We start from the raw sequence: 21,095 nt of genomic DNA, 5'->3' as shown, positions 1-21,095 counted from the left end.
CAAGCTTAAAAACTAAAAAAAATGCATTTTTTTTAGTTTTTTTTCAGTTTGCTGATTTAGTAAACGATAAATCACTAAAAAGTGCCTACCGCTTGCTTTGTGAGCATGGGTCACTCAAACTATGTGATAAATGATAATGACTAAACAAAGTTTATGATCCTTGCATGTAAACAATGTGATTCTTTAGTTCGGGTTTCATCGCTTGGTGAGCAACAACGTGCCATCTGCCCATGCTGTGGAAATCAAATTGTCAGTTATCAAGCAAACCAGCAACAATGGCTCATTGCCTTTAGTTTAACCACGTTATTGTTTTTACTCTCGAGCTTATACCCAACCTTTATCAGCTTTAGTCAACACGGTTTAGTACAACAAATTAGTTTATGGCAGGCATTTGATTTACTGGCTGACAAATACAGCTTGGTACTTTCAGGTATATTTGTGTTCAGTATTTTTCTGATACCATTGTTTATATGTTTATTAGTTTTATTAATCAGCAGCCATTATTGGCAAGACTTAAACCCACATAACGCACGCTATTTAGCCCGATTATTAAATAAAACCAAAACTCTTAATTTAGCTGACATTTTTTTAGTGGCAGTACTTGTTAGTGTTTTCAAACTAATGTCTCTGGCTGATATAGGGTTTGGCCTTGGTTTTTGGGCTTATATTTTATTCGTCGTGTGTTTCATTGAAACATTATCATTAATCAATGAGACAGAGTTATGGGAAAGACAACAAATGTTTTTCCAGCCTGCACTTTTACATGATGGTAAAAGTGCACGAGCACAAGAGCTCAGACAATGTTTAACATGCGCACAATTAACACGAGAATCACATTGCCCTCGTTGCTACACAAAAACGTATTATAGAAAACCAAACTCTGCACAAAGGGCCATCGCTTGGATGATTACTGCAGCTGTTTTTTTAATACCCGCAAACATTTTACCCATTATGAATACCATAAATTTAGGCAATGACACCCCTGCAACAATTTTTTCAGGTGTGGTGGTAATGTGGGAGTCTGGTTCTTATCCAATTGCAATCCTTATATTCATTGCCAGCATTTGTATCCCTATTGCTAAAGCAATTGCTTTATTTTACCTAATCTTAGAATCTAAAAAGTGCACAAACCCTAAACGAGCAAGTAAAATATATCGCTGGTTAGAAATCATGGGGAAATGGTCTATGATAGATGTTTTCGTCGTAATTATTTTGGTTTCTTTGGTACAACTAGGTACAGTACTCAGTGTTGAGCCACAGATCGGCATTGTATTTTTTACTATCATGGTGCTATGTCAGATAGTATCCGTTAATAGCTTCGACCCACGTATTTTATGGGATAAATTTCATAATCATGACTGAGCATGCTTACATCGAATCAAAACCTAAGTTTACTGCAATTTGGATAATCCCTATTGTCGCTCTACTGATAACGGGTTGGATGTTATATAAATATCAATCTAATCAAGGTCACACGATTTACATAAAAATGACTGATGCCGAGGGAATTACTGCCGGAAAAACAGAGGTTAAAGTCAGAAGTGTTAAAGTGGGAATAGTAAAAGACCTTGAGCTAGATCTAGCTCATAACGGTGTATTGGCTAAAGTCCAAATTAACAATCAATATGATGAACTGTTAACAGAAGACGCAAAGTTTTGGGTTGTTAAACCCAGAATAGATCAATCAGGTATCTCTGGCATGAATACCTTACTTTCAGGTGTTTACCTAGAATTAGAACCAGGTGTTAGTAACAATTTATCTTATTTATTTACCTTACAAGATGAACCAGCGCTTATTAGTAATGATATAGAAGGTAAAAGGTTTAACCTAACGGCAAAATCAGCTGAAGTACTTGAGGTTGGTGCATCTATATACTTTAGGGGTTATCGCATAGGGCAAATTGAAACGAGCAACTTTGATGTCAGTAGTCTATCAATGGACTATGGCATTTTTGTTTTTTCTCCTTATGATAAGTTGATGACTAACAACTCTATCTTTTGGGTGAGTTCTGGGGTTGATTTTAGTTTAAATACTTCTGGCGTTCATTTCTCTACAGGCAGTTTATCGAAATTAATAAAGGGCGGAATATCAGTAGACTATCCGCCAGAACAAAAACCAAATCGATTAGCCGAAGCCAACAAAACCTATACACTTCATAAAAATTATTCTCAGGCACTAGAAAAGCGATTTGATGATTTTGATTACTATATAGTTCAATTTGAACAGTCAATTCGAGGATTGAATATTGGTGCACCTGTTGAATACAGGGGAATGAGAATTGGTACTGTAGAACAAGCTCCAGCACAACTTAAGAAAAATGGAGAGCCTATTTATTTTGAACATGACAATACGCTTGTGCCTGTTCTAATTAAAATAGAATATGGCCGCATTTATGAAGATGAAACACTTGCGAAGCAATATTGGCAAAATAACTTAGAAAAATGGATTGGAAATGGACTTAAAGCATCACTAAAAAGTGGCAATGTTTTAACTGGTGCGGTATACATAGATTTAGATTTTTATACTACTTCAGGTAATGAAGTGTTAGTAAGTACTGATATTTACCCAGTATTACCAAGTACCTCTAGTGGTATTACTGCATTATCGGAACAAATGACGGCACTTGTAAATAAACTAAACCAATTACCTTTTGAAGAAGCAAGTGAGAACTTGAATAATACATTAACAGCTTATCAAACATTAGCTGAAGAAATGAAAGCTTTGATAAGTAATTTTAATAATAATGAGACTGCAGATAAAGTGGCTAAAAACTTAACACAACTTGAAACTACGCTTAAACAACTAACATCGAGCTTAAAGCAATTTGAAAATACACTTTCTAGCTATCAGCAAGGTTCTGGTGTTGTTGATCAGTTAACAAATACATTGCAAGAATTAGAAAGCTTATCAAATACATTAAAACCGCTTTCGAAAGGCTTAAACGAACAGCCTAGTATGTTGATTTTTGATAGAAGTACCCCTTCTGATCCAATTCCAGAGAAATCCTAATGCGCACCTTTATTATCTTTACTTGCCTAATTTTGCTAAGTGCATGTACTACAGGCGCAGTAGAACAAGTTAAATATTATGATTTTTCAATTCAAAATGAGGCTTTAAAATTCAGGGAAGATAGTAAGAACAAGCAATATTTACATATTAATATGGTTGAAATTGAAGGTGCAGCAGATCAACAAGCAATAGTGCAGGTTTTATCTAATAATAGAATCAACATAGCTAATTACCATTTTTGGTCTCAGCACCCGAAACATACTTTAAGTAAAAGTTTACAAGCTTCACTCTATTCAAAACTAGAAAATTACATGCCTGTGCCCGTAAATAAGAAAAATATAGAACCTGGTGACTTAGTTTTAGATATTGTTGTAAATCAAATCTCCGGGCATTACAAATCAGGCTCTATTATTTCGGGTCAATGGTTTATATATAAGAAAATAGAAACACAACTTAAATTACTCGACACAGATATATTCATCAATACCACCCCTTTAGATGAGTCAGGCTTTGGTGCTCTGATCAAAGCACATGAGAAGGGATGGCTTGAAGTATCTAGATCACTTAGCGAAAAAATCAACCAAATCAACTTAGTTTTTGAAGGTATAAATTACTTATGCCCTGCTCTTGACTGAGAAGAATTTGAGTTTCTAAATTAAAACCACAGTTAAGAAGTAAATTGATACTAGTTTTGTTTTTTGGGTTAGTTAAAGCACAAAGGTATTTTAGCCTAAGTTCTTTTTTAGCAAAGTTTATAATTAACTTTGCTGCTTCTGATGCGTAACCAAAACCTGTGTATTCATCTAAATAAGCATAACCTAAATCGGGAAAGTGAAGATTAGGTCGTTTATATAATCCACATACACCAATCTGAATAAAAGGCTCTTGCCTCAAACAAACTACATAAGGTGAGAATAAGCTTTCTCTATATGGCGCTAAGAACGCTGTTTCAATATACATTTCAGCATCATGTAAATCGGTTATTTTTTTGTCAGCAATATTGTCTTTAAAACTCGCCTGGTTTAACAGCCTAAAAATAAAAGCTGCGTCGTTTTTCGTCGCCTTACGTATAAGTATCCGATCTCCAAATAATTGCATAAAAGTTAACCCCTTAAAAAAGTTAATAGCTATATTCTACTAAGAAAAAACCTCAAGCAAACAAAATTAGTACAGACAGCTTTCGCATTAAAAAATTACAATTAGTTATATAATTTAACTTTTATGTAACCTTATGTTCTTTTAAATTCATGGAAATTTGGTACGATGCCATCACATTAAATAAATAGTAAAAAATAACTATGAATAATGAAACGCTAATCTGTGATTTTGGTTTACATCGCGGTGAGAAATATACTGAACTGCCTGTCAGTTTTCTAAATTGGATGGTAGAAGTTCAACATGAAAAGTGCATGATAGCTAAGACAGAACTACTTAGAAGAGCAAACGCTGTGTACAATAATAATTCAAAAAGAAAATAGACTGAACAAGTAGCGCTTTAGAGCATATAGTTTAAACTAACCCGGTAATTACTTCACACGGGTTTATTATGCAAAAGTTGTTTTTTTTACCTTTTGTCACAGTCCTTTCTGGCTGTACTCTAATTCACGATTCGGTACCTAAAGCCGAATACATCACTATACTTCATACTAATGATAATCATGGTCGCTTTTGGCAAAACAACAAAGGCGAATATGGTATGTCTGCAAGAAAAACATTAATTGATAGATTGAGAACAGAAGCACGCGACAACGGCCATGCAGTTTTGTTGCTTTCTGGAGGAGATATAAATACTGGCGTACCAGAATCTGATTTGCAATATGCCGAACCAGACTTTAAAGGTATGAGTTTACTTAACTATGATGCCATGGCAATTGGAAATCATGAATTTGATAACCCACTACATATACTAGATAAACAAATAGAGTGGGCAAATTTTCCTTTGCTATCTGCCAATATCCTGAATAAAACAGATCAAAGCCATGCATATAAGCCTTACACAGTCATAGAAAAGCAAGGAATTAAATTCGGAATAATAGGTTTAACAACTGAAGATACTGCCAAAATTGCAAATCCTGAGTATATTGGTCATTTAGACTTCATAAGACCCAGTATTGCAGCCAAAAATACGCTGATTGAAATGCGTACTATACACAAAGACATAGATGTCACTATTGCAGTTACGCATATGGGTCATTATCACAACGCAAGCTTTGGTATTAACGCACCTGGTGATGTTACTTTAGCTAGAGAATTACCCAAGGGTGAATTGGATATGGTAATCGGGGGCCACTCTCAAGAGCCGGTATGTGTCGATACCAAAGGTAAACCTGATACGCAATTCTCGCCTGGAAAATCATGTAAGCCAGATAATCAAAATGGTACATGGATAATGCAAGCGCATGAATGGGGTAAGTATGTTGGTAAAGCGGAATTTAAATTAGAAGGTGAAAAGGTTGAATTACAAAGCTATCAACTTATACCTGTTAATTTAAAGGATAATAATGGCAACTTAATCCAAGATTATATCCCTGAAGATAAAGAGATGCTTGCTCTTCTTACTCCATTCCAAGAAATTGGTGAGGGACAATTAAAAGTACCAGTTGGCTATGTCGATGCTTATCTTGATGGTAAGAGAGATACAGTCCGCTTTAAACAAAGTCCTCTTGCTCGTCTTATCATTAAAGCACAAAAAGAATCTGTAAATGCTGACTTTGGTTTAATTAGCGGAGGTGGGATCCGACACAGTATCGAAGCTGGTGATATAAGTTATAAAGACATTCTAAAAGTTCATCCATTCAAGAATCGGATTACGGCTATGAACTGGCAAGGTTCTGAATTAATAGAATATTTAGAAGTTGTAACAGCATTTCCAGCAGATGCAGGCGCTTATTTACAATATGAAGGGTTAAGCTTTGAACGCCAAAATGGCAAATTACTAAACGTTAAAATAAACGGTAAAGCATTAGATCCTAACAAATCATATAGAATGAGTATAAATAGCTATAATGCTGCGGGTGGAGATGGTTACCCTGTTCTTGTCGGCAAAAAAGGATTTGTACCTTCTGAGAGAACTGATGCTGAAGTGCTTAAAGCCTATATAGAAAAGTACTCGCCAATAAAAGTATCTGAGCTATAAGATTAAATAAAAGTATGCCAACGGACTTCGTTGGCATACTGTTAAAACAATTACTTTCCTCTTACTTCATAATCTGTATCAGCAAAACCTTTCAAACCATAACTGTGTAATTTTGAACGCGAACCTTCTCCGTGTGCTCTCGGCGGATATAATTTGGATTTTAAATCAGGATAATCAGAAAGCACTTCATCTAGTGATGCCCTTATTTCACTTAGTGTCTTTTCTAAGCTATTAGAAAAATTTGGACGCTTTCTAACTGTATGACCTAAGACAGCTAATCTATGAAAATATTTATCAGCAATTTCTAATAGCGCATCAGGCACATCTTTATTAAGATGTAAGTTCGTATCGGGGTTTTGTGTACAAAACTCAATCATAGCCAAATAGAAACAAAGCGGTTTATTCGCTAGTTGGCTAGTGAGTTCATTATTGCCTTCTATTAGCAATGATTTTGAATATAAATCAATTATCAACTTTGGCTTTTCTTTTACTTCTGCTTTGTTAGAGATTTTAGTTCTATTTGCTACATGTTTTGCAAATACTCTTTTATGTAAAAAAACATTTACTAGCGTTAATAAAACTACGACTATGTATGTAGAAAGACTATGACTTCGTTTAACCACATAATCCACATAGATAGTTTTATGGTTTCCTCTCAATTCCGAGTAGTCAGTGCTTTCAGGTAAATTAGATGAAATCTTTTTAACTAACACACGAGAATTATTTTTGTCTAATTGCTGGTTCAGTTGAAAAATGTAATTATCGACTTCTTGCTGATTACCTGCATAGTTAAATAACGGCTCAGCCAAGGGTAAACTATTAATATCTAGTGATATTCTCTTTTCAATCTCTGCTTTATTGGCTGCGATATTAAATTCAATTTTACTATTCTGACCCAGGTAAAAAATACATAGCAGCGTAAGGAATACAAATAGTCCGTAACCTATAGTTGGTCTATTAATCATTCTACGCCTCCTATAAATTTATATGGCGAAGAGCTGCAATGCCAAAACTCCACTAACGAATCAAAGTAAGCACTCCCTCCCGCTTGCGCAATTTCTTTAGTAACAGACTGAATTGCACAGGCTAAATCAGTGTTTTCTTCCGAGAGTTTTAAGTACCATCGACTACCGGTGATATTTTCGCCTATTGGTGCGATATAATTTTTAGAAAATAACGCCTCATCTTTCTGACCATTCCAATAGGATGCAATTATATCAACTTCATTGTTAGCCAACTTTTCTCGTAGCATGTCATGTGAACTGACATAAGTGATGTTTAAATTAGTGATATCCAAATCAAGAGATTTAAATACTTTTTTCGGCAGGATATGACCTGACCGACTTGTAGGATAGTCAAGCAGCCCTATTCTTTTATCTAAAAAGTAAGCTTTATTAAGTTTAGGTTTTTCTTTATTTGAAATGAAAAAAGCAGAATAACTAGAATAGCCAATAATAGGTGTGTAATTATGAGTTGCATCAGCTCTAAGGGCTAATAAGATACTTTCTTTACTCAGTATTAAATCTGCAACACCTTTACCAAAGAATTCTATTTGTTCAGCTAAACTCCCCCCCCAGAATACTTCAACCTTACCAAATTGGCGGCGAACGACTTCGTTGTTACAAAGTGCATGTGTTACTTGATTAGCTAGGTGATCAGTCGGTACTTTGACCCTAAATACAGCTGGATTTTCAGAACTTGTAATGTTGCATTGGTATTTATGCTCTTGAACTGGGTGCAAAACCCATTTCGGGGCATTTACTAACGTATTGGATAAAAACCATGTTAGCCACGTACTTACAATCAATGTAAGAAACAATATAGTTTTTAAAGATAATTTATATTTATTTAACAAAGCAAAAAGTAAGTTTATTGATATCACCGCTATTAGAGCAAGTTAACTTACCCATTGCAATAGATAAGTTTATTTAAAATTCATAAACTTTTGTTTTATATACTTTGTTAACAAGTAATGATGAATAAGATTGAGTCCTTTATTCAAACTTGAAAAACACGGACAATTGACCTTAATAAGATTCCCAATTAAACAGGTTTAAAATGCTTGAATTGCAAACACTGACTAAAACTGTTGCTTTAACTATGACAATGTTAACCGCATTTAGTTCATTTAAAGTCTTCGCATGGGGGCAAAATGGACATCGTGTCATTGGTGAAATTGCTGAAATGCACTTAACAGAGCAAACAAAAAACGCTCTCAACCCCCTGTTAAATGGCGAGTCTTTAGCACAAGTTTCAACTTGGCCTGATGAAATGCGTTCTAATCAAGCGCATTTTTGGAAAAGGCAATCAAGCAAATGGCATTACATTAATATTAAAGATGCAAAAAAAATGCATCAATATGTTAACACTTCTATTGACTCAAAAGACAAAGTTGCTCATATTTTAGACGGTATTTATTTCTCTATTAATGTATTAAAAGATAAAGATAGTGCTTTATCAGAGAAGCAATTTGCGCTTAAGTTTTTAGTTCATTTAGTTGGCGATGGTCACCAGCCATTTCACGCTGGCCGCTCAGAAGACAGAGGCGGAAATTTAATTAAAGTGTCTTTTTTTGGTAAAGAAACAAATCTTCACAGTACTTGGGATACGCATCTCATTGAAAATGAAAATTTATCTTTCACCGAATTTGCAAATTTCATAAAAACGTCAAACACAAAGACTATAAAGAATTACCTTAACAGCCAACCTGCTGATTGGCTTTTAGAATCGAATAAAATTTCTACTCGTATTTATAACGAGGAAGAAACTGAGCTTAGCTATGGTTATGTATATAAACATATGCCAGTGGTCAAAAAGCGGTTATCACAAGGTGGTATTCGTTTAGCTGGGCTTTTAAATCAAATTTTTGACAAAAACGCTAAACCTTTAACGCAAGCGCTTATTAAAAAGCGTAGTTAAAGAATGCAAAAAATTAAGTTAGTTAATCTCAACACGGGAAACAATAAAATGAAAACTCAACTACGCAAAACAGCACTTTCGCTTGCAGTAATGGCAGGCATTGGTGCAAGTGGCGCTGCGTTTGCTAACGAAACCTCTTCAGCAGTGAAAGGTCAAATCGTTGGTCCTCAGGGTAATCCAGCTACAGGTACGACTGTAACTATCATGCACTTGCCTTCTGGTTCAACAAAAGTTGCGACTGTAAATGATGCAGGCTTCTTCTCTGCTAAAGGTTTACGTGTAGGTGGTCCTTACCAAATCATCGTTGATTCAACAACTTTTGAAGATCAACTAATCGAAAATGTTTACCTTTCTCTTGGTTCTGATTATCCAGTAAACGTTCAGTTGAAAGCGCCTTCAGATATCGAACAAATCGTTGTTACTGGCCGCCCTATCAGTCAAATGTCTGGTGGCACAGGTCCTGCAGCAACTTTCACCCTTGAAAATCTTCAAGAAGCGCCTGCAATTAACCGCGACCTTCGTGATATTGTTCGTGCTGACCCACGTGTTTATGTAGATGAAAGCCGTGGCGCTATCCAGTGTGGTGGTGGTAACCCACGCTTTAACAGCCTTACTCTAGACGGCGTTCGTATGAACGATAACTTTGGTTTAAGCTCAAACGGCTACCCAACTGTTCGTGCACCGTTCTCATTTGACTCAATCGACCAGGTTGCAGTTGAACTTGCGCCTTTCGATGTACAATATGGTGGCTTCACTTCTTGTAACATCAACGCGGTTACTAAATCTGGTGGTAATGACATCAGCGGCGGTATGTTCTACGACTACACCAATGATTCAATGAAAGGTGACAAAATCGAAGGTGAAGACGTTGATAACGGCGACTACACTGAGAAGCGTTACGGTTTCCACGTTGGAATGCCGCTTATCGAAGATTCACTCTTCCTTTTCACTTCTTATGAAAAGTTAGAAGGTGTTGAACAGTTCAGCTACAGTGCATTTGAAAAAACGGTTAGTAAATCTGACTTAGATCGCATCATTGCAATTACAAATGATAAGTACAAGTATAACCCTGGTACTATGGTACCTAGTATGCCTGTTGAAGATGAAAAGCTACTTGTTAAATTAGACTGGAACATCAACGATAGTCACCGTGCAAACCTTGTTTACAACTGGAATGATGGATTTCGTTTAGACCAGTCAGACGGTGGTAGCAGGAAGCTTCCTCTAAGTAATCACTTCTACGAGCAAGGCGCTGAAATGACGTCAATCGTAGCGTCTGTATACTCAGACTGGACCGACGAATTATCTACAGAAGTTCGTATAGGTAAAACTGACTTAGACGGCCGTCAACAATCCCTTGATGCAGCATCTGGCTTTGGTGAATTCCAAATCAAGACTCCTGATGGTGGTACTGTTTTCATCGGACCTGATGACTCACGTCAATCAAATGACCTAGACTGGGATAACTTCACGCTTAAATTAGCGGGTACTTATTACCTAGACGAGCACACAATCACTGCTGGTTATGAGTTTGAAGAGCTAAACGTATTCAACTTGTTCATGCAACATACTCAAGGTGAGTTCCGTTTCGGCTCAATCGAAGACTATGAAAACGGTTCTGCATTCACGTTCTATAACAACTCTGCTGGTACTAACAATCCAAGCGATGTAGCTGCTTCATTCTCCTATGCGTTACATACTTTCTACGTACAAGACGAGTATGCGTTCTCAGATATCGATGCAACTCTAACGTTTGGTTTACGTTATGATCGTTATACAAGTGATGATAGCCCTACTGAAAACAAAAAGTTTGAAGAGCGCTATGGCATCATGAATACTAAAAACCTTGACGGTGTTGATTTACTTCAACCACGTGTTGGTTTCAATTGGTATGTTGACGATGCGCTAGAAGTTCGAGGTGGTATCGGTCTTTACTCTGGTGGTAACCCGAACGTATGGCTTTCAAACGCATACTCAAACGACGGTGTAACTCAAATTGGTAAAACTGGTTTTTACCCAAATCTATTTGAAACAGAGCTAACTAACTTCCACGGTGGAACACCTGGTTATGATACACCTAAAGACATGTACGACGCTATCGGTAACACTGCTATCGGTGATGGCGATGGTGCTGTTAACTCAACTGCCCCTAACTTCGAAATTCCTTCAGAGTGGAAACTAGCATTAGGTGCTACTTATACAACTGAAGATGAGTATGTATTTAGCTTAGATTACCTTTACACTGACAAGCAGAATTCGGCGCTTGTAAAAGATATAGCACTTTACAAAACTGATAAAACTGCACCAGATGGTCGTCCGCTTCTTGATGCTCGTGAATACGATGATGAAGATGAGCCTCGTACTGGCGATTACATGTTGACTAACGTTTCAGGCCCTGATGCTAAGTCTCACATTATCTCTGCAGCTATGAGCAAGCGTTTCGATAACGGTATTGATTTAACGCTTTCTTATGCATACACTGATTCTCAAGATGTTAACCCAATGACTAGCTCAACTGCTGGTTCAAACTACGGTAACATTGCGACATTTGATCCTACTTCACCTGCGTTAGCAACTTCAGATTACGAAGTACCGCATCGTTTCACTTTACAACTTGGTTATAAAGTTGAGCTAATCGATGGCTTCAAAACTAAGTTCAACTTATTCGGTCAAGCAAGCAAAGGTCAACCATACAGCTACCTGTTCTCAGGCAGTGACAGTGCATTTGGCGATGCAAGCTGGAACTCTCGTGACGGTCGTCAGTTAATGTATGTACCTGAAGTAAATGATGATATCGTCACTTACGATATGTCTGCTGAAGATGTTCAAGCTTTCCATGATTGGATCTCTGAACAAGGCTTAGAGCGTGGTCAGATTGCACCTCGTAATGGCCAAAATGCAGATTGGTTCACTAAGTTAGACTTCAAGATCACACAAGAAGTACCTGGATTCATGGACGGTCACAAAGGTGAGGTATTCTTCGTTATCGATAACCTTACCAACATGTTAAATGATGATTGGGGTGTAATGCGTAAGGGTGACTTCGTAGGTAACCGAGTTATCGATGCAAAAATTGTAGATGGTAAATACGTTTACTCTAACTTCAATGCAGCGGCTTCTGAGCAGAGCATTCAACGTGATGTGTCTGTATGGGAAATGCGTTTTGGTGTGAAATACACGTTCTAATTGAATTATTAATTAGATATAAAAGGCCAACAGATGTTGGCCTTTTTTATATCCTAGCATTTAACTTTTCTAACACTGACCTAAACAACGCTTGTTCTTTTTGGGTTAATTCACTTAGTAACTCAGTTTCCCACTCTTTGGCCAATATAGAAATACGCTTATAAATACTCAAACCTTCATCTGTTAAGTTTAATACTTTACTGCGTTTATCTCCTTCATCCTGTTTTAGTTTGATTAGTCCCCTTTGTTCGAGTTGTTTAATTGCTCGAGACATTGTCGACTTGTCAATTCTTGCCAAGTCACACAACTGTTTAGCACTGAATTGATTTTGTGCTAAATGTGCCATAATTCGCCATTGTGGTGTCGTTAAATTTGCTTCACTTATATACACTTTAGCAAAGTCATCACTAACTTTATTTGCTAGGTGAACAAGTTGATAAGGTAAAAACTGGCTGATTTCTAACATAAGTTGTCTTTTAAATTCTGCAAACCGCACTCAATTGTAAACAAAAACTTACAAGGTAATTTCTTTATGTAATTTGAATATAGTCTCACATGAGAGTATCTTAAATGCAAACATATATGGAGTCGAAGCAATGAGTACTGAATATCAATATCTAACGGGCTTTGGTAACGAATTTGAAACCGAAGCTTTACCGGGAGCATTACCTATAGGTCAATTCTCACCACAAAAAGTAAAATATGACCTATATGCAGAACAATTTAACGTCACTGCATTCACGGCACCACGTGCTGACAATCGTCGTAATTGGTTCTATCGTATCCGCCCTTCTGTTGTTCAGGGTGATTACCAAGCGATGGATAATGGTCTTTTACGAACGGCACCAATTACTGAAGTTCCAACGCCACCTACTATGTTACGCTGGAACCCTATCGACATCCCTAGTGAAGCAACAGATTTTGTCGATGGTCTAGTAACCATGGCAGCCAATGGCAGTGCAAACGGCCAAGTCGGTATTGGCATACATGTTTATGTTGCTAACAAATCAATGCAAGGTCGTTATTTTTATAATGCCGATGGTGAATTGCTGTTCGTTCCTCAACAAGGCGAAATGGTTTTACATACTGAGTGCGGAAAACTTGCAGTAAAGCCTGGCGAAATTGCGGTTATTCCTCGTGGTATCAAGTTCTCAGTTGAAGTAATTGGCGACAGTATTCGTGGCTATATCTGTGAAAACTACGGTCACCCTTACATTCTGCCTGAGCGTGGTCCTGTAGGTGCCAACGGTTATACAAATGAGCGTGACTTCCAATATCCTGTAGCAGCGTTCGAAGATTTAGAAGGTGATTTTGAGCTTGTAGCTAAGTTTAACGGTAACCTTTTCCGCTGTGACATTGGTCATTCACCATTAGATGTTGTAGCTTGGACTGGTAATAGCGCGCCTTACAAATATGACCTTGCGCGCTTCAACGTGATGAACACCGTAAGTTTTGACCACCCAGATCCTTCAATTTTTACTGTACTAACATCTCCATCTGGTACAGCCGGTGTAGCCAATGTTGACTTTGTGATCTTCCCTCCACGTTGGATGGTTGCAGAAGATACATTCCGTCCGCCTTATTATCACCGTAACATTATGAGTGAGTTTATGGGCTTAATCGAAGGTGTATATGATGCTAAAGAGCATGGTTTTGTTCCTGGAGGTATGAGCTTACATAACTGTATGTCGCCACATGGACCAGAAGCCGATGTTTTCGAAAAAGCATCAAACGCAGAACTTGAGCCGCAAAGATATGAAAATACTTTAGCTTTCATGTTCGAGTCTCGTTACATAATTTCACCAACAAAATATGCACTTGAAGGTAAAGAGAGACAATCAAACTATGCAGAATGCTGGAAAGGCATTAAAAAATATTTCAAGGGCGCTTAAGCTTCCTATAATGTTATAAATATTAGGCACGCAACAGCGTGCCTTTGTCGTGATTAAGGATCTGAATATGAAACTTTACACCTATTTTCGTTCTTCGGCAGCGTATAGAGTTCGCATTGCACTGAATTTAAAAGGCATCGCTCATGAAATGTCTGCTGTCAATCTTTTAAAAGCAGAACAAACAAGCGAACAATATACAAATAAAAATAGCCAAGGCTTACTGCCTGCGTTAGAAACTGAGCAAGGTGTTTTAGCACAATCTTTGGCAATTTTAGAGTGGTTAGAAGAAACCCATACAGACACCCCTCTTCTGCCAAATGACCCATGGCAGAAGGCTCAAGTTAGAAATTTTTGTTATGCCATAGCGTGTGACATACACCCAATCGATAACTTGCGTGTACTTAAATACTTATCTAATGAACTTAATGTTGATGATGAACAAAAGAACACTTGGTACAGACACTGGGTAATTGAAGGATTTAATAAACTAGAAACCATGCTAACCGGTGATAAGTTTTGTTTTGGAAATAAACCAACACTTGCCGATGCGTGTTTGGTACCTCAAGTCTTTAATGCGATAAGATTTAAAGTAGATATGAGTCAATTCCCAAAAATTGAGGCTATTTACAACCACTGTAATACACATAAAGCATTTATTGATGCAGCGCCTGAAAATCAATTCGACGCTGCTTAATATTACATTCATTGTGCGCTTACTGGAGCGCACAATGTACTTGATCTAAATGTCCGATCAAATCTAAACCTAAGTCAGTCAAATACCCACCATCAGGACTATCAATCACTCCTTTTTGATACAGCCTTTCAGCTGCTTCAATTAAACTAGGATCAGCGTCTTTATGAAGTTTGATCCCTTTTTGCATGCTTGAGCGCGGAAATTTTGATAAAAGCGTTAACTCAGCCATAAAATTACTGTCTATAGCCATAACCTCTCCCATTAAATTATTGTTGTTGTGGTAATATAGGTTCAAATTTTCTTGAACTAAACTAAGGTTAGCTAAAAATAGGAGTTATGCCATGACATACAACAAATTTAGTTTTCTCAGCTTAGTTTTATTTTCTGTATTTATCTCAGGTTATGCTTACGCGACCCCCAAATTGAACAAAGCTAATTTGTTTTTAGACAATCTAAATGCTGTTTGCTGGTATAAAGATGCTAAATACAGTGAAGGTGCATTGATTGTCATGGCTGATAAACTTTTCGTTTGTGCTAACAAGTTCGATAATCAAACCAATGGCCAACTAACATGGCGAATTGCTGATGAAAACGGGCAACCGATCCCTCAAAAGCCAAAGAAATCCATTCGCATTAACTAAATAAGAAGTCATTATTTATGGAACAACCAAATAACCCACTTCATGGTGTAAAACTAGAAGAAATATTAATTAAACTTGAAGCTGAACTTGGCTGGGAAGAAATGGGCAATATTGTCAATATTCGTTGTTTTACTCACGATCCGAGCATCAAATCGAGTCTAAAGTTTTTGCGAAAAACACCTTGGGCAAGAGACAAAGTTGAACAACTTTATTTAGATACATTTCATGGCTTTAAGTGGTCACCTATTAAGAAGTGATTGCTGACTTAAAATTTTAAATGTTCGCTTAATTTTGTCAGTAACATATTTTGGAACACGCTTATTACAGGCAAAATAGAGCTTATTATTTATGTTTTGAATTGGTAAAATAGGCTCTAATTCAGCCAAAAGTGTACTGTTTTTCGAAGCGGCTTTTACTTGAGCATCACCTAGTACAACCAAGTCCAATTGATTTTTTCTTGTTTTTAAAATATCTAAAACATTATTAAAGCTCGAAATAACAACTAATTGTGATTGCTCAGTAAAACCATTTTCTTTTAAGTATTGGTGGCTGAAGTTATTTCTTATTACTGCTGTACGGTATTTTAAGGCGTCTTCTAAAACATCGAGTTTTATCTTACGGCTTTTCAATGCATAAAAAGAACTTGAGAATTCTGCTAAAGGAAATAACCAGCTAAACATATCTTCTCTTTCATTGTTTCTTCCGATAGAAAATATACATGTGTCGCTATCTCGCTGCACCGCATTATATGCGATGTGCCAGGGTTGAACAGATAAATTGAACTGGATATTAGCATCAACAAGTACGCTAGTAACTTTCGAAACGGTTGGACCAGCTAATTTACCATCAGCATCAAGATATTGATAAGTCGGGAATAATTCGGTAACTATATTCAGTGTGTATGCAAAGAGTTTTGTTGAAAATAGTAATGAAACAATGAGAAACGACGCCTTCATAGTACTCCCTATAGATAAAAAAGGTGATGAATAAACTATTCACCACCTAATACTATAGCCTAACTACGATTTATCGCATCTAGAAGAAATGCTGATATTTTCGCGCCTTCACGTAAAGTTGTTTCTGAACTTGATTGACCGACTAATGAGCTGTCAGTAAAAGGGGCAATTTCCATCATATCGGCGCCTGTGATTGGGAAGCGCTCAGACAATGCCTTCAAAATAACCATGGCTTCATCAGGTGTCATTCCGTTACCTTCTGGTGTGCCTGTTGCTGATGCCCACTGTTCGTCTAAAGCATCGATATCAAAACTAACATACAGCTCATCTACATTGTCAGCTTGCAACTGTGCAATAACATCATCTACGATTGCCTGAGCGCCACGCTCTCTGATTTCATGCGCCCAGTGTTGCTTCACACCAAACGTTGATTCCCAATGAGACTTGTCTTTACCACTTGAACGAATACCAAACTGAATTAAATGATGTGGTGCAGGTAAGAACTCAAGAATGTGTGTACACCAAGAGCCAAAACATAAATCGATACCTAAGCGCTCTACTAACAAGTCTGTATGTGCGTCAAAGTGAATAATAGCAGTACGCTTACCCGCATCTCTTTTAGCTTTCAAGTACGATTTTGTTAATGGATAACTAATCGAGTGGTCACCACCAATACCGAAAATGCCTTTGTTTGGATAATGCTGGTAGAAACCATCACAAACATCTTCAGTGATTGACAAAGGTGATACGTGATAGCCTTCTTCAGTACTTTGATAAAGTGCCTTTTGACAATTCTCTATAGTGCCATCATTCAAATACTTATCATGCAGAAGGTGAGGGATAACGCGAACATCACCTAAATCAAACGCCTCAACATGAGGTTGCTGTTCTATTAATGTGCTTCTTAAAAATAGTGGACCCCAATTAGCTCCGCGCAAAATACCGCCGCCACAATCAGAGCTAATTCCTAATATTGCCGCTTTATGCTCTGACTCTTCAATTTTTAGTAATGACTCTTTCCAAATCTGTTCAATATCTTCAGTTTGTCCGTAAAGTTTTGTACGCAAAGCGTCTTTTCTTTCTTTCGCAGTATTAACAGTAAAAACACCATCACCAGGTGGACACAAACATTTGATCATTTTAATATAAAATTTATCTTTGCTAATACTCATAGAAACCTCTGCTCATTTTGCATATTCATGCTAAAACATCGTTAAGAAAATTATCTCATCAAAGTCTGTGCTTGCTGTAGCGCACAGAACACACGCGTCAAAACACACGTATAAAATTCAACTTAATCCTTTTAAAACAAAAGATTGTGTTTTATTTGACGCTAAATGGAAAATAAAATTATGGATTATTCTTTGAGATATAACACTTTATGGTTTTATGTCAACAAAGGCAGTTGTGAAGAAAAACTGCCTTTGGTTTAATATTCACTACAGATGAATATTTTACTCGTAAGCTCTTGGTTTTTTGGTTTTTATAACTGCAATATAGCCATGCCAACTGGCATAACTAAGCAATGGCATTATCACAATAAAAGCTATTCCAGCAGTAGCAAAACCAAGCGTTACTAAAATTAATATAATGAATGCCCACACTATCATAGCTGAAGAGTTATTCTTAACTGCACTAATGGAAGACACAACGGCAGTCATTATATCTACACGTCTCTCCATAATAATTTGAGGCGTAAAAGCAGAAATTGCGAACACTCCCATCATCAATATTCCACCAATAAGACTACCTAAAGCTAAAAATGATTGGAGTTGTTCAAAAGTTGGATTTGGTACATTCGGGTATAATGCGTGCACAAGTGCAGCTAAACGCATCCAGACAATCATAATTACCATTAATAGAATTGCAAACCCCCACTCTCCGGCTGGGTTTCTAAACATAGACTTCAAACTATGTCCTAGCGTTGGTTTATGACCCTTTTCTAACTCCCAAGCTACATCATAAAGGCCGGCAGCAAAAGCTGGCCCGATAAGCGCAAAAGCTACTGCAGCAGGAAGAATAACCAGGTGTGTATCTAGCTGATAAATCAAATATAAAATAGAAACAGGTATAGTAGTAAATACTAAACCATATATTAAGCTAAGCATTGGTGCTCTCACCATATCGGCAATCGCAAGGGATAACCAATGAAACGGAGCAAGTGAGTTAATTTTGTTACTTTTAAGACAGCGAGCAAACTCTGTATTTTTATCTATTGGTGGTGAAGCTGGCATAATAACCTCTTTTTTGTTATGGCTATATTAATGTTTAGAAGAACAACTCCAATCTTGCAAGGAATTGCATTAACACGAACAAAAGATAACGGACATGTGTCCTGTACTTTTTACGCTAATCTTTCAAACTACGGTTTTATTACTAATAAGGTTTACTATGGATAAGGTATTTCATTTGGGCCTAAGCACCGAGCAATTAAAAGGTGCTAATTTAGCGATTGTGCCTGGCGACCCTGAAAGAGCAGAGCGCATAGCTAACAAACTCGATAACAGTATTTGCCTTGCAAAAACACGAGAATTTCACGTCTATCTCGCAGAACTAAAACAACAACCTGTCGTGATCTGCTCAACTGGGATCGGTGGCCCCTCTACGTCAATTGCAGTTGAAGAGCTCGCCCAACTGGGTGTTAAAACTTTTCTAAGAATTGGCACAACCGGCGCAATACAACCTCACATCGACGAAGGTGATATCTTAGTAAGCACGGCGTCGGTGAGACTTGATGGCGCTAGTCATCATTTTGCTCCTCTGTCTTACCCGGCAGTCTCTGACTTCCATTCAACCGCTGCAATGGTTCAGGCCTGTGAAGAAATCGGCGTGACATATCATGCCGGCATAACGGCATCGAGTGATACTTTCTATCCTGGTCAAGAGCGCTACGATACATACTCTGGTTATGTGAATAAAGCGTTCCAAGGTAGCTGTGAAGAGTGGCAGAAACTCAATGTAATGAACTATGAAATGGAGTCTGCAACCTTATTTACTATGTGCGCAGCTTTAGGTTTGAAAGCGGCTTGTATCGCCGGTGTGCTAGTAAATAGAACTCGTCAAGAGATCCCAAATGTAGATCATCAAGAAATAGAACAAAAAGCAATTGCAGTTGTTCTAAAAGCTGCAGAAATCGTGCTAGAAAAATAGTCTTTGCAGCTTTGAAAGCGTATGAAAGCCTAGCTCACATACGCTTTTTTTATTTCATATTTACCAGTAAAACTCTCTAATACTACATCAGCTACACCCGATTGATTTTTATATTGCTCAGTTTCAACTAAAGTAATTTCAACCACTTCAACCTTATCTAGACTCAGCCCTGAAAGTGCCATTTGACTCAAGGCGCTTTGTAACGGAGATAAACTTGGGTTGTACGCCACATTTTCAGCATAACGTCCATAAAAATTTCCATGCTGCGCGGTTACTATTTCTACTGCCGATTTATTACCTGAATATGGCGCATATGAGGCATGGTAGTGTTTAAGCAATTCTGATGATATAGGTAGTTTAGGAACGGTGGTTTTAGGAGCTGATACATCAAGAAGGCGTGTTTCATTACCCAGATCTGCTGGACCGAAAGAGTGAGGTAACAGCTCTGATAATGAAGTATTCGTATTTGGTAATAGTATCTCTATCTGTTCAGATAACTTCACTTCATTGATAAATTGCCTGCAATGACCACAAGGCGCATCGGTGATGGCGATGTGTGAGATATGTGTTTCACCATTCAACCAAGCTGTATTTATAGCAGATTGTTCAGCATGAACCACTAAACACAATGCGGCGTGATTAAATTCTAGATTTGACCCTATGTATGCACACCCTGAGTCACTACTGTAGGCTATCGCACCAACATTAAAATTAGAAATAGGTGCAATTGAAAATCTTGCAGCTATGGGTAGAAGGCTTTGTAAAAGTTGTTTGATTTCTATATCAAACTTAGCCATTAATGAATCAAGCAGTGTTTTAGGAATGACACCGCTGTTAGATTGAATTTTTTGTTGTAATTCTTGTTCTAGTTCTTTTGAAATCGTTAGCATAAAAATGCCACACGTTATGAAAACGGCCAAACAGTCTATCTATTTAATTAGTGTTAGACAACCAATTCTTTGCTGTTTTGAAACAATCGAAGTTTTCTACCGTGATACCGAAACGTTTTGCCTTTTGAAGAAATAAGTCGTGCATATAGCCATCAAAACTCACAACACGGGCAAGCTTGATATTGTGAAGCGCATGAGCAACTTTGGGCATTAATGAAACAATATCGATTGCAGCAAAATCATGCTCTAACTCAGTAACATCAATTAATAACTTTGAAGACTTATAATTCATCGCGTAAGTGTTCGCTCTTTGATATGTTTTTATTACATCCTCAGCAGAAACAACCCCTCTTAAAGTCATCATCACAAGTGATGTTGATTCGTCATAAGTAATACTGGTAGATAATGTAGACATAAAACCTCAAAAAGCTTCAACCCAAGTAAATGCACGCCCGTTGCTCTATAGCAAATGGGTTCTAATAGATAAAATTAATCAAAACCTGAATGATACCGGGTGAGATTCTATGTATACAATCTAAACAGTCAACAAATTAATACAAAAAAACCAAAAACAAGCCATAAAAATAGCAAAAAGTATGAGTTTTAGAGCCCATACTTTTA

The 21,095-nt window shown here is 37.2% G+C and carries 20 protein-coding genes and 1 pseudogene; 11 read left to right on the top strand and 10 right to left on the bottom strand.

Features of this window, described 5'->3' with window-relative positions:
* Nucleotides 1–153 precede the first annotated feature (153 nt).
* From CWB72_RS18025 to CWB72_RS18015, 3 genes are read left to right on the top strand one after another with little or no spacing between them, the layout of a single operon-like run.
* Nucleotides 154–1,362 (top strand): paraquat-inducible protein A, encoded by a 1,209-nt coding sequence (locus tag CWB72_RS18025; RefSeq protein ID WP_138634304.1) that lies wholly within the window; start codon nucleotides 154–156, stop codon nucleotides 1,360–1,362.
* The gene (gene pqiB / locus CWB72_RS18020) at nucleotides 1,355–3,010 is read left to right on the top strand and encodes an intermembrane transport protein PqiB (RefSeq protein ID WP_138634301.1); all 1,656 of its coding nucleotides are present in this window, start codon (nucleotides 1,355–1,357) and stop codon (nucleotides 3,008–3,010) included. Before CWB72_RS18025 ends, pqiB begins: the two co-directional genes overlap by 8 nt.
* The gene (locus tag CWB72_RS18015; RefSeq protein ID WP_138634298.1) at nucleotides 3,010–3,645 is read left to right on the top strand and encodes an ABC-type transport auxiliary lipoprotein family protein; all 636 of its coding nucleotides are present in this window, start codon (nucleotides 3,010–3,012) and stop codon (nucleotides 3,643–3,645) included. Before pqiB ends, CWB72_RS18015 begins: the two co-directional genes overlap by 1 nt.
* On the opposite strand, the gene CWB72_RS18010 is transcribed toward CWB72_RS18015, so the two are convergent.
* Nucleotides 3,596–4,108 carry a GNAT family N-acetyltransferase gene (locus CWB72_RS18010; protein WP_138566607.1) on the bottom strand — a complete coding sequence of 171 codons (513 nt, stop codon included), beginning with the start codon at nucleotides 4,106–4,108 and terminating at the stop codon, nucleotides 3,596–3,598. The genes CWB72_RS18015 and CWB72_RS18010 overlap by 50 nt on opposite strands.
* Before the next feature lie 448 nt (nucleotides 4,109–4,556).
* Between CWB72_RS18010 and ushA the strand changes: the two genes are divergently transcribed.
* Nucleotides 4,557–6,146, top strand: a complete 1,590-nt coding sequence (ushA, locus tag CWB72_RS18000) for a bifunctional UDP-sugar hydrolase/5'-nucleotidase UshA (RefSeq protein WP_138634292.1) — start codon at nucleotides 4,557–4,559, stop codon at nucleotides 6,144–6,146.
* A gap of 50 nt (nucleotides 6,147–6,196) precedes the next feature.
* Here the strand turns inward: ushA and CWB72_RS17995 are convergent, their stop codons facing one another.
* A complete protein-coding gene (locus tag CWB72_RS17995) occupies nucleotides 6,197–7,111 on the bottom strand; it encodes a hypothetical protein (RefSeq protein WP_138634289.1) in 915 nt (304 codons plus the stop codon).
* Nucleotides 7,108–8,028, bottom strand: coding sequence for a PhnD/SsuA/transferrin family substrate-binding protein (locus tag CWB72_RS17990; RefSeq protein ID WP_252371591.1), 921 nt, complete (start codon nucleotides 8,026–8,028; stop codon nucleotides 7,108–7,110). The genes CWB72_RS17995 and CWB72_RS17990 overlap by 4 nt, the downstream gene beginning before the upstream one ends.
* A 176-nt stretch (nucleotides 8,029–8,204) precedes the next feature.
* Here CWB72_RS17990 and CWB72_RS17985 point away from each other — a divergent pair, with 176 nt between their 5' ends.
* Both CWB72_RS17985 and CWB72_RS17980 read left to right on the top strand, forming a co-directional pair.
* Nucleotides 8,205–9,065 carry a S1/P1 nuclease gene (locus CWB72_RS17985; RefSeq protein WP_436409868.1) on the top strand — a complete coding sequence of 287 codons (861 nt, stop codon included), beginning with the start codon at nucleotides 8,205–8,207 and terminating at the stop codon, nucleotides 9,063–9,065.
* 48 nt (nucleotides 9,066–9,113) lie between these two features.
* Complete coding sequence (locus CWB72_RS17980) at nucleotides 9,114–12,251, top strand: TonB-dependent receptor (RefSeq protein ID WP_130256217.1); 3,138 nt, start codon at nucleotides 9,114–9,116, stop codon at nucleotides 12,249–12,251.
* 46 nt (nucleotides 12,252–12,297) lie between these two features.
* Here the strand turns inward: CWB72_RS17980 and CWB72_RS17975 are convergent, their stop codons facing one another.
* On the bottom strand, nucleotides 12,298–12,717 hold the full coding sequence (locus CWB72_RS17975; protein WP_138634286.1) for a MarR family winged helix-turn-helix transcriptional regulator: 420 nt from the start codon (nucleotides 12,715–12,717) through the stop codon (nucleotides 12,298–12,300).
* Nucleotides 12,718–12,847: 130 nt separating this feature from the next.
* On the opposite strand from CWB72_RS17975, the gene hmgA reads away from it, so the two are divergent.
* Together hmgA and maiA are read left to right on the top strand one after the other, a co-directional pair.
* Nucleotides 12,848–14,143, top strand: coding sequence for a homogentisate 1,2-dioxygenase (hmgA, locus tag CWB72_RS17970; RefSeq protein WP_138634283.1), 1,296 nt, complete (start codon nucleotides 12,848–12,850; stop codon nucleotides 14,141–14,143).
* Between the two features lie 67 nt (nucleotides 14,144–14,210).
* A complete protein-coding gene (gene maiA / locus CWB72_RS17965; RefSeq protein ID WP_138634280.1) occupies nucleotides 14,211–14,837 on the top strand; it encodes a maleylacetoacetate isomerase in 627 nt (208 codons plus the stop codon).
* A gap of 19 nt (nucleotides 14,838–14,856) precedes the next feature.
* Here the strand turns inward: maiA and CWB72_RS17960 are convergent, their stop codons facing one another.
* A complete protein-coding gene (locus CWB72_RS17960) occupies nucleotides 14,857–15,087 on the bottom strand; it encodes a TIGR02647 family protein (protein ID WP_130256221.1) in 231 nt (76 codons plus the stop codon).
* Between the two features lie 91 nt (nucleotides 15,088–15,178).
* Here CWB72_RS17960 and CWB72_RS17955 point away from each other — a divergent pair, with 91 nt between their 5' ends.
* Nucleotides 15,179–15,478, top strand: a complete 300-nt coding sequence (locus tag CWB72_RS17955) for a DUF1496 domain-containing protein (protein WP_138634278.1) — start codon at nucleotides 15,179–15,181, stop codon at nucleotides 15,476–15,478.
* A gap of 17 nt (nucleotides 15,479–15,495) precedes the next feature.
* A pseudogene (locus tag CWB72_RS17950) lies at nucleotides 15,496–15,693 on the top strand (VF530 family DNA-binding protein); the annotation flags it as partial.
* A gap of 24 nt (nucleotides 15,694–15,717) precedes the next feature.
* Here CWB72_RS17950 and CWB72_RS17945 read toward each other — a convergent pair.
* From CWB72_RS17945 to CWB72_RS17935, 3 genes are all read right to left on the bottom strand, one after another.
* The gene (locus CWB72_RS17945; RefSeq protein WP_138634273.1) at nucleotides 15,718–16,434 is read right to left on the bottom strand and encodes a transporter substrate-binding domain-containing protein; all 717 of its coding nucleotides are present in this window, start codon (nucleotides 16,432–16,434) and stop codon (nucleotides 15,718–15,720) included.
* Between the two features lie 59 nt (nucleotides 16,435–16,493).
* Nucleotides 16,494–17,606, bottom strand: coding sequence for an arginase family protein (locus CWB72_RS17940; protein WP_138566619.1), 1,113 nt, complete (start codon nucleotides 17,604–17,606; stop codon nucleotides 16,494–16,496).
* A 282-nt stretch (nucleotides 17,607–17,888) separates the two neighbouring features.
* The gene (locus CWB72_RS17935; protein WP_130256226.1) at nucleotides 17,889–18,668 is read right to left on the bottom strand and encodes a DUF2189 domain-containing protein; all 780 of its coding nucleotides are present in this window, start codon (nucleotides 18,666–18,668) and stop codon (nucleotides 17,889–17,891) included.
* Nucleotides 18,669–18,825: 157 nt separating this feature from the next.
* Here CWB72_RS17935 and udp point away from each other — a divergent pair, with 157 nt between their 5' ends.
* The gene (gene udp / locus CWB72_RS17930) at nucleotides 18,826–19,584 is read left to right on the top strand and encodes a uridine phosphorylase (RefSeq protein ID WP_130256227.1); all 759 of its coding nucleotides are present in this window, start codon (nucleotides 18,826–18,828) and stop codon (nucleotides 19,582–19,584) included.
* A 29-nt stretch (nucleotides 19,585–19,613) separates the two neighbouring features.
* Here the strand turns inward: udp and cdd are convergent, their stop codons facing one another.
* Nucleotides 19,614–20,474, bottom strand: coding sequence for a cytidine deaminase (cdd, locus tag CWB72_RS17925; protein ID WP_138634270.1), 861 nt, complete (start codon nucleotides 20,472–20,474; stop codon nucleotides 19,614–19,616).
* A 43-nt stretch (nucleotides 20,475–20,517) separates the two neighbouring features.
* Nucleotides 20,518–20,889, bottom strand: a complete 372-nt coding sequence (locus CWB72_RS17920; RefSeq protein ID WP_130256229.1) for a hypothetical protein — start codon at nucleotides 20,887–20,889, stop codon at nucleotides 20,518–20,520.
* Between the last annotated feature and the right edge of the window lie 206 nt (nucleotides 20,890–21,095).

The organism is Pseudoalteromonas phenolica (assembly GCF_005886345.1).
Lineage (GTDB): Bacteria > Pseudomonadota > Gammaproteobacteria > Enterobacterales > Alteromonadaceae > Pseudoalteromonas > Pseudoalteromonas phenolica_A.
The sequence above is the reverse complement of the archived record's forward strand: the minus strand, read 5'-3'. Positions and strand labels throughout refer to the sequence as shown.

What these genes read in the sequence shown, in the direction of transcription:
- CWB72_RS17935 (WP_130256226.1), bottom strand. Translation starts at nt 18,668, where the DNA reads ATGCCAGCTTCACCACCAATAGATAAAAATACAGAGTTTGCTCGCTGT.
- hmgA (WP_138634283.1), top strand. Translation starts at nt 12,848, where the DNA reads ATGAGTACTGAATATCAATATCTAACGGGCTTTGGTAACGAATTTGAA.
- CWB72_RS17955 (WP_138634278.1), top strand. Translation starts at nt 15,179, where the DNA reads ATGACATACAACAAATTTAGTTTTCTCAGCTTAGTTTTATTTTCTGTA.
- ushA (WP_138634292.1), top strand. Translation starts at nt 4,557, where the DNA reads ATGCAAAAGTTGTTTTTTTTACCTTTTGTCACAGTCCTTTCTGGCTGT.
- udp (WP_130256227.1), top strand. Translation starts at nt 18,826, where the DNA reads ATGGATAAGGTATTTCATTTGGGCCTAAGCACCGAGCAATTAAAAGGT.
- pqiB (WP_138634301.1), top strand. Translation starts at nt 1,355, where the DNA reads ATGACTGAGCATGCTTACATCGAATCAAAACCTAAGTTTACTGCAATT.
- CWB72_RS18015 (WP_138634298.1), top strand. Translation starts at nt 3,010, where the DNA reads ATGCGCACCTTTATTATCTTTACTTGCCTAATTTTGCTAAGTGCATGT.
- CWB72_RS17985 (WP_436409868.1), top strand. Translation starts at nt 8,205, where the DNA reads ATGCTTGAATTGCAAACACTGACTAAAACTGTTGCTTTAACTATGACA.
- CWB72_RS18010 (WP_138566607.1), bottom strand. Translation starts at nt 4,108, where the DNA reads ATGCAATTATTTGGAGATCGGATACTTATACGTAAGGCGACGAAAAAC.
- CWB72_RS18025 (WP_138634304.1), top strand. Translation starts at nt 154, where the DNA reads ATGATCCTTGCATGTAAACAATGTGATTCTTTAGTTCGGGTTTCATCG.
- maiA (WP_138634280.1), top strand. Translation starts at nt 14,211, where the DNA reads ATGAAACTTTACACCTATTTTCGTTCTTCGGCAGCGTATAGAGTTCGC.
- CWB72_RS17975 (WP_138634286.1), bottom strand. Translation starts at nt 12,717, where the DNA reads ATGTTAGAAATCAGCCAGTTTTTACCTTATCAACTTGTTCACCTAGCA.
- cdd (WP_138634270.1), bottom strand. Translation starts at nt 20,474, where the DNA reads ATGCTAACGATTTCAAAAGAACTAGAACAAGAATTACAACAAAAAATT.
- CWB72_RS17980 (WP_130256217.1), top strand. Translation starts at nt 9,114, where the DNA reads ATGAAAACTCAACTACGCAAAACAGCACTTTCGCTTGCAGTAATGGCA.
- CWB72_RS17920 (WP_130256229.1), bottom strand. Translation starts at nt 20,889, where the DNA reads ATGTCTACATTATCTACCAGTATTACTTATGACGAATCAACATCACTT.
- CWB72_RS17940 (WP_138566619.1), bottom strand. Translation starts at nt 17,606, where the DNA reads ATGAGTATTAGCAAAGATAAATTTTATATTAAAATGATCAAATGTTTG.
- CWB72_RS17945 (WP_138634273.1), bottom strand. Translation starts at nt 16,434, where the DNA reads ATGAAGGCGTCGTTTCTCATTGTTTCATTACTATTTTCAACAAAACTC.
- CWB72_RS17995 (WP_138634289.1), bottom strand. Translation starts at nt 7,111, where the DNA reads ATGATTAATAGACCAACTATAGGTTACGGACTATTTGTATTCCTTACG.
- CWB72_RS17960 (WP_130256221.1), bottom strand. Translation starts at nt 15,087, where the DNA reads ATGGCTATAGACAGTAATTTTATGGCTGAGTTAACGCTTTTATCAAAA.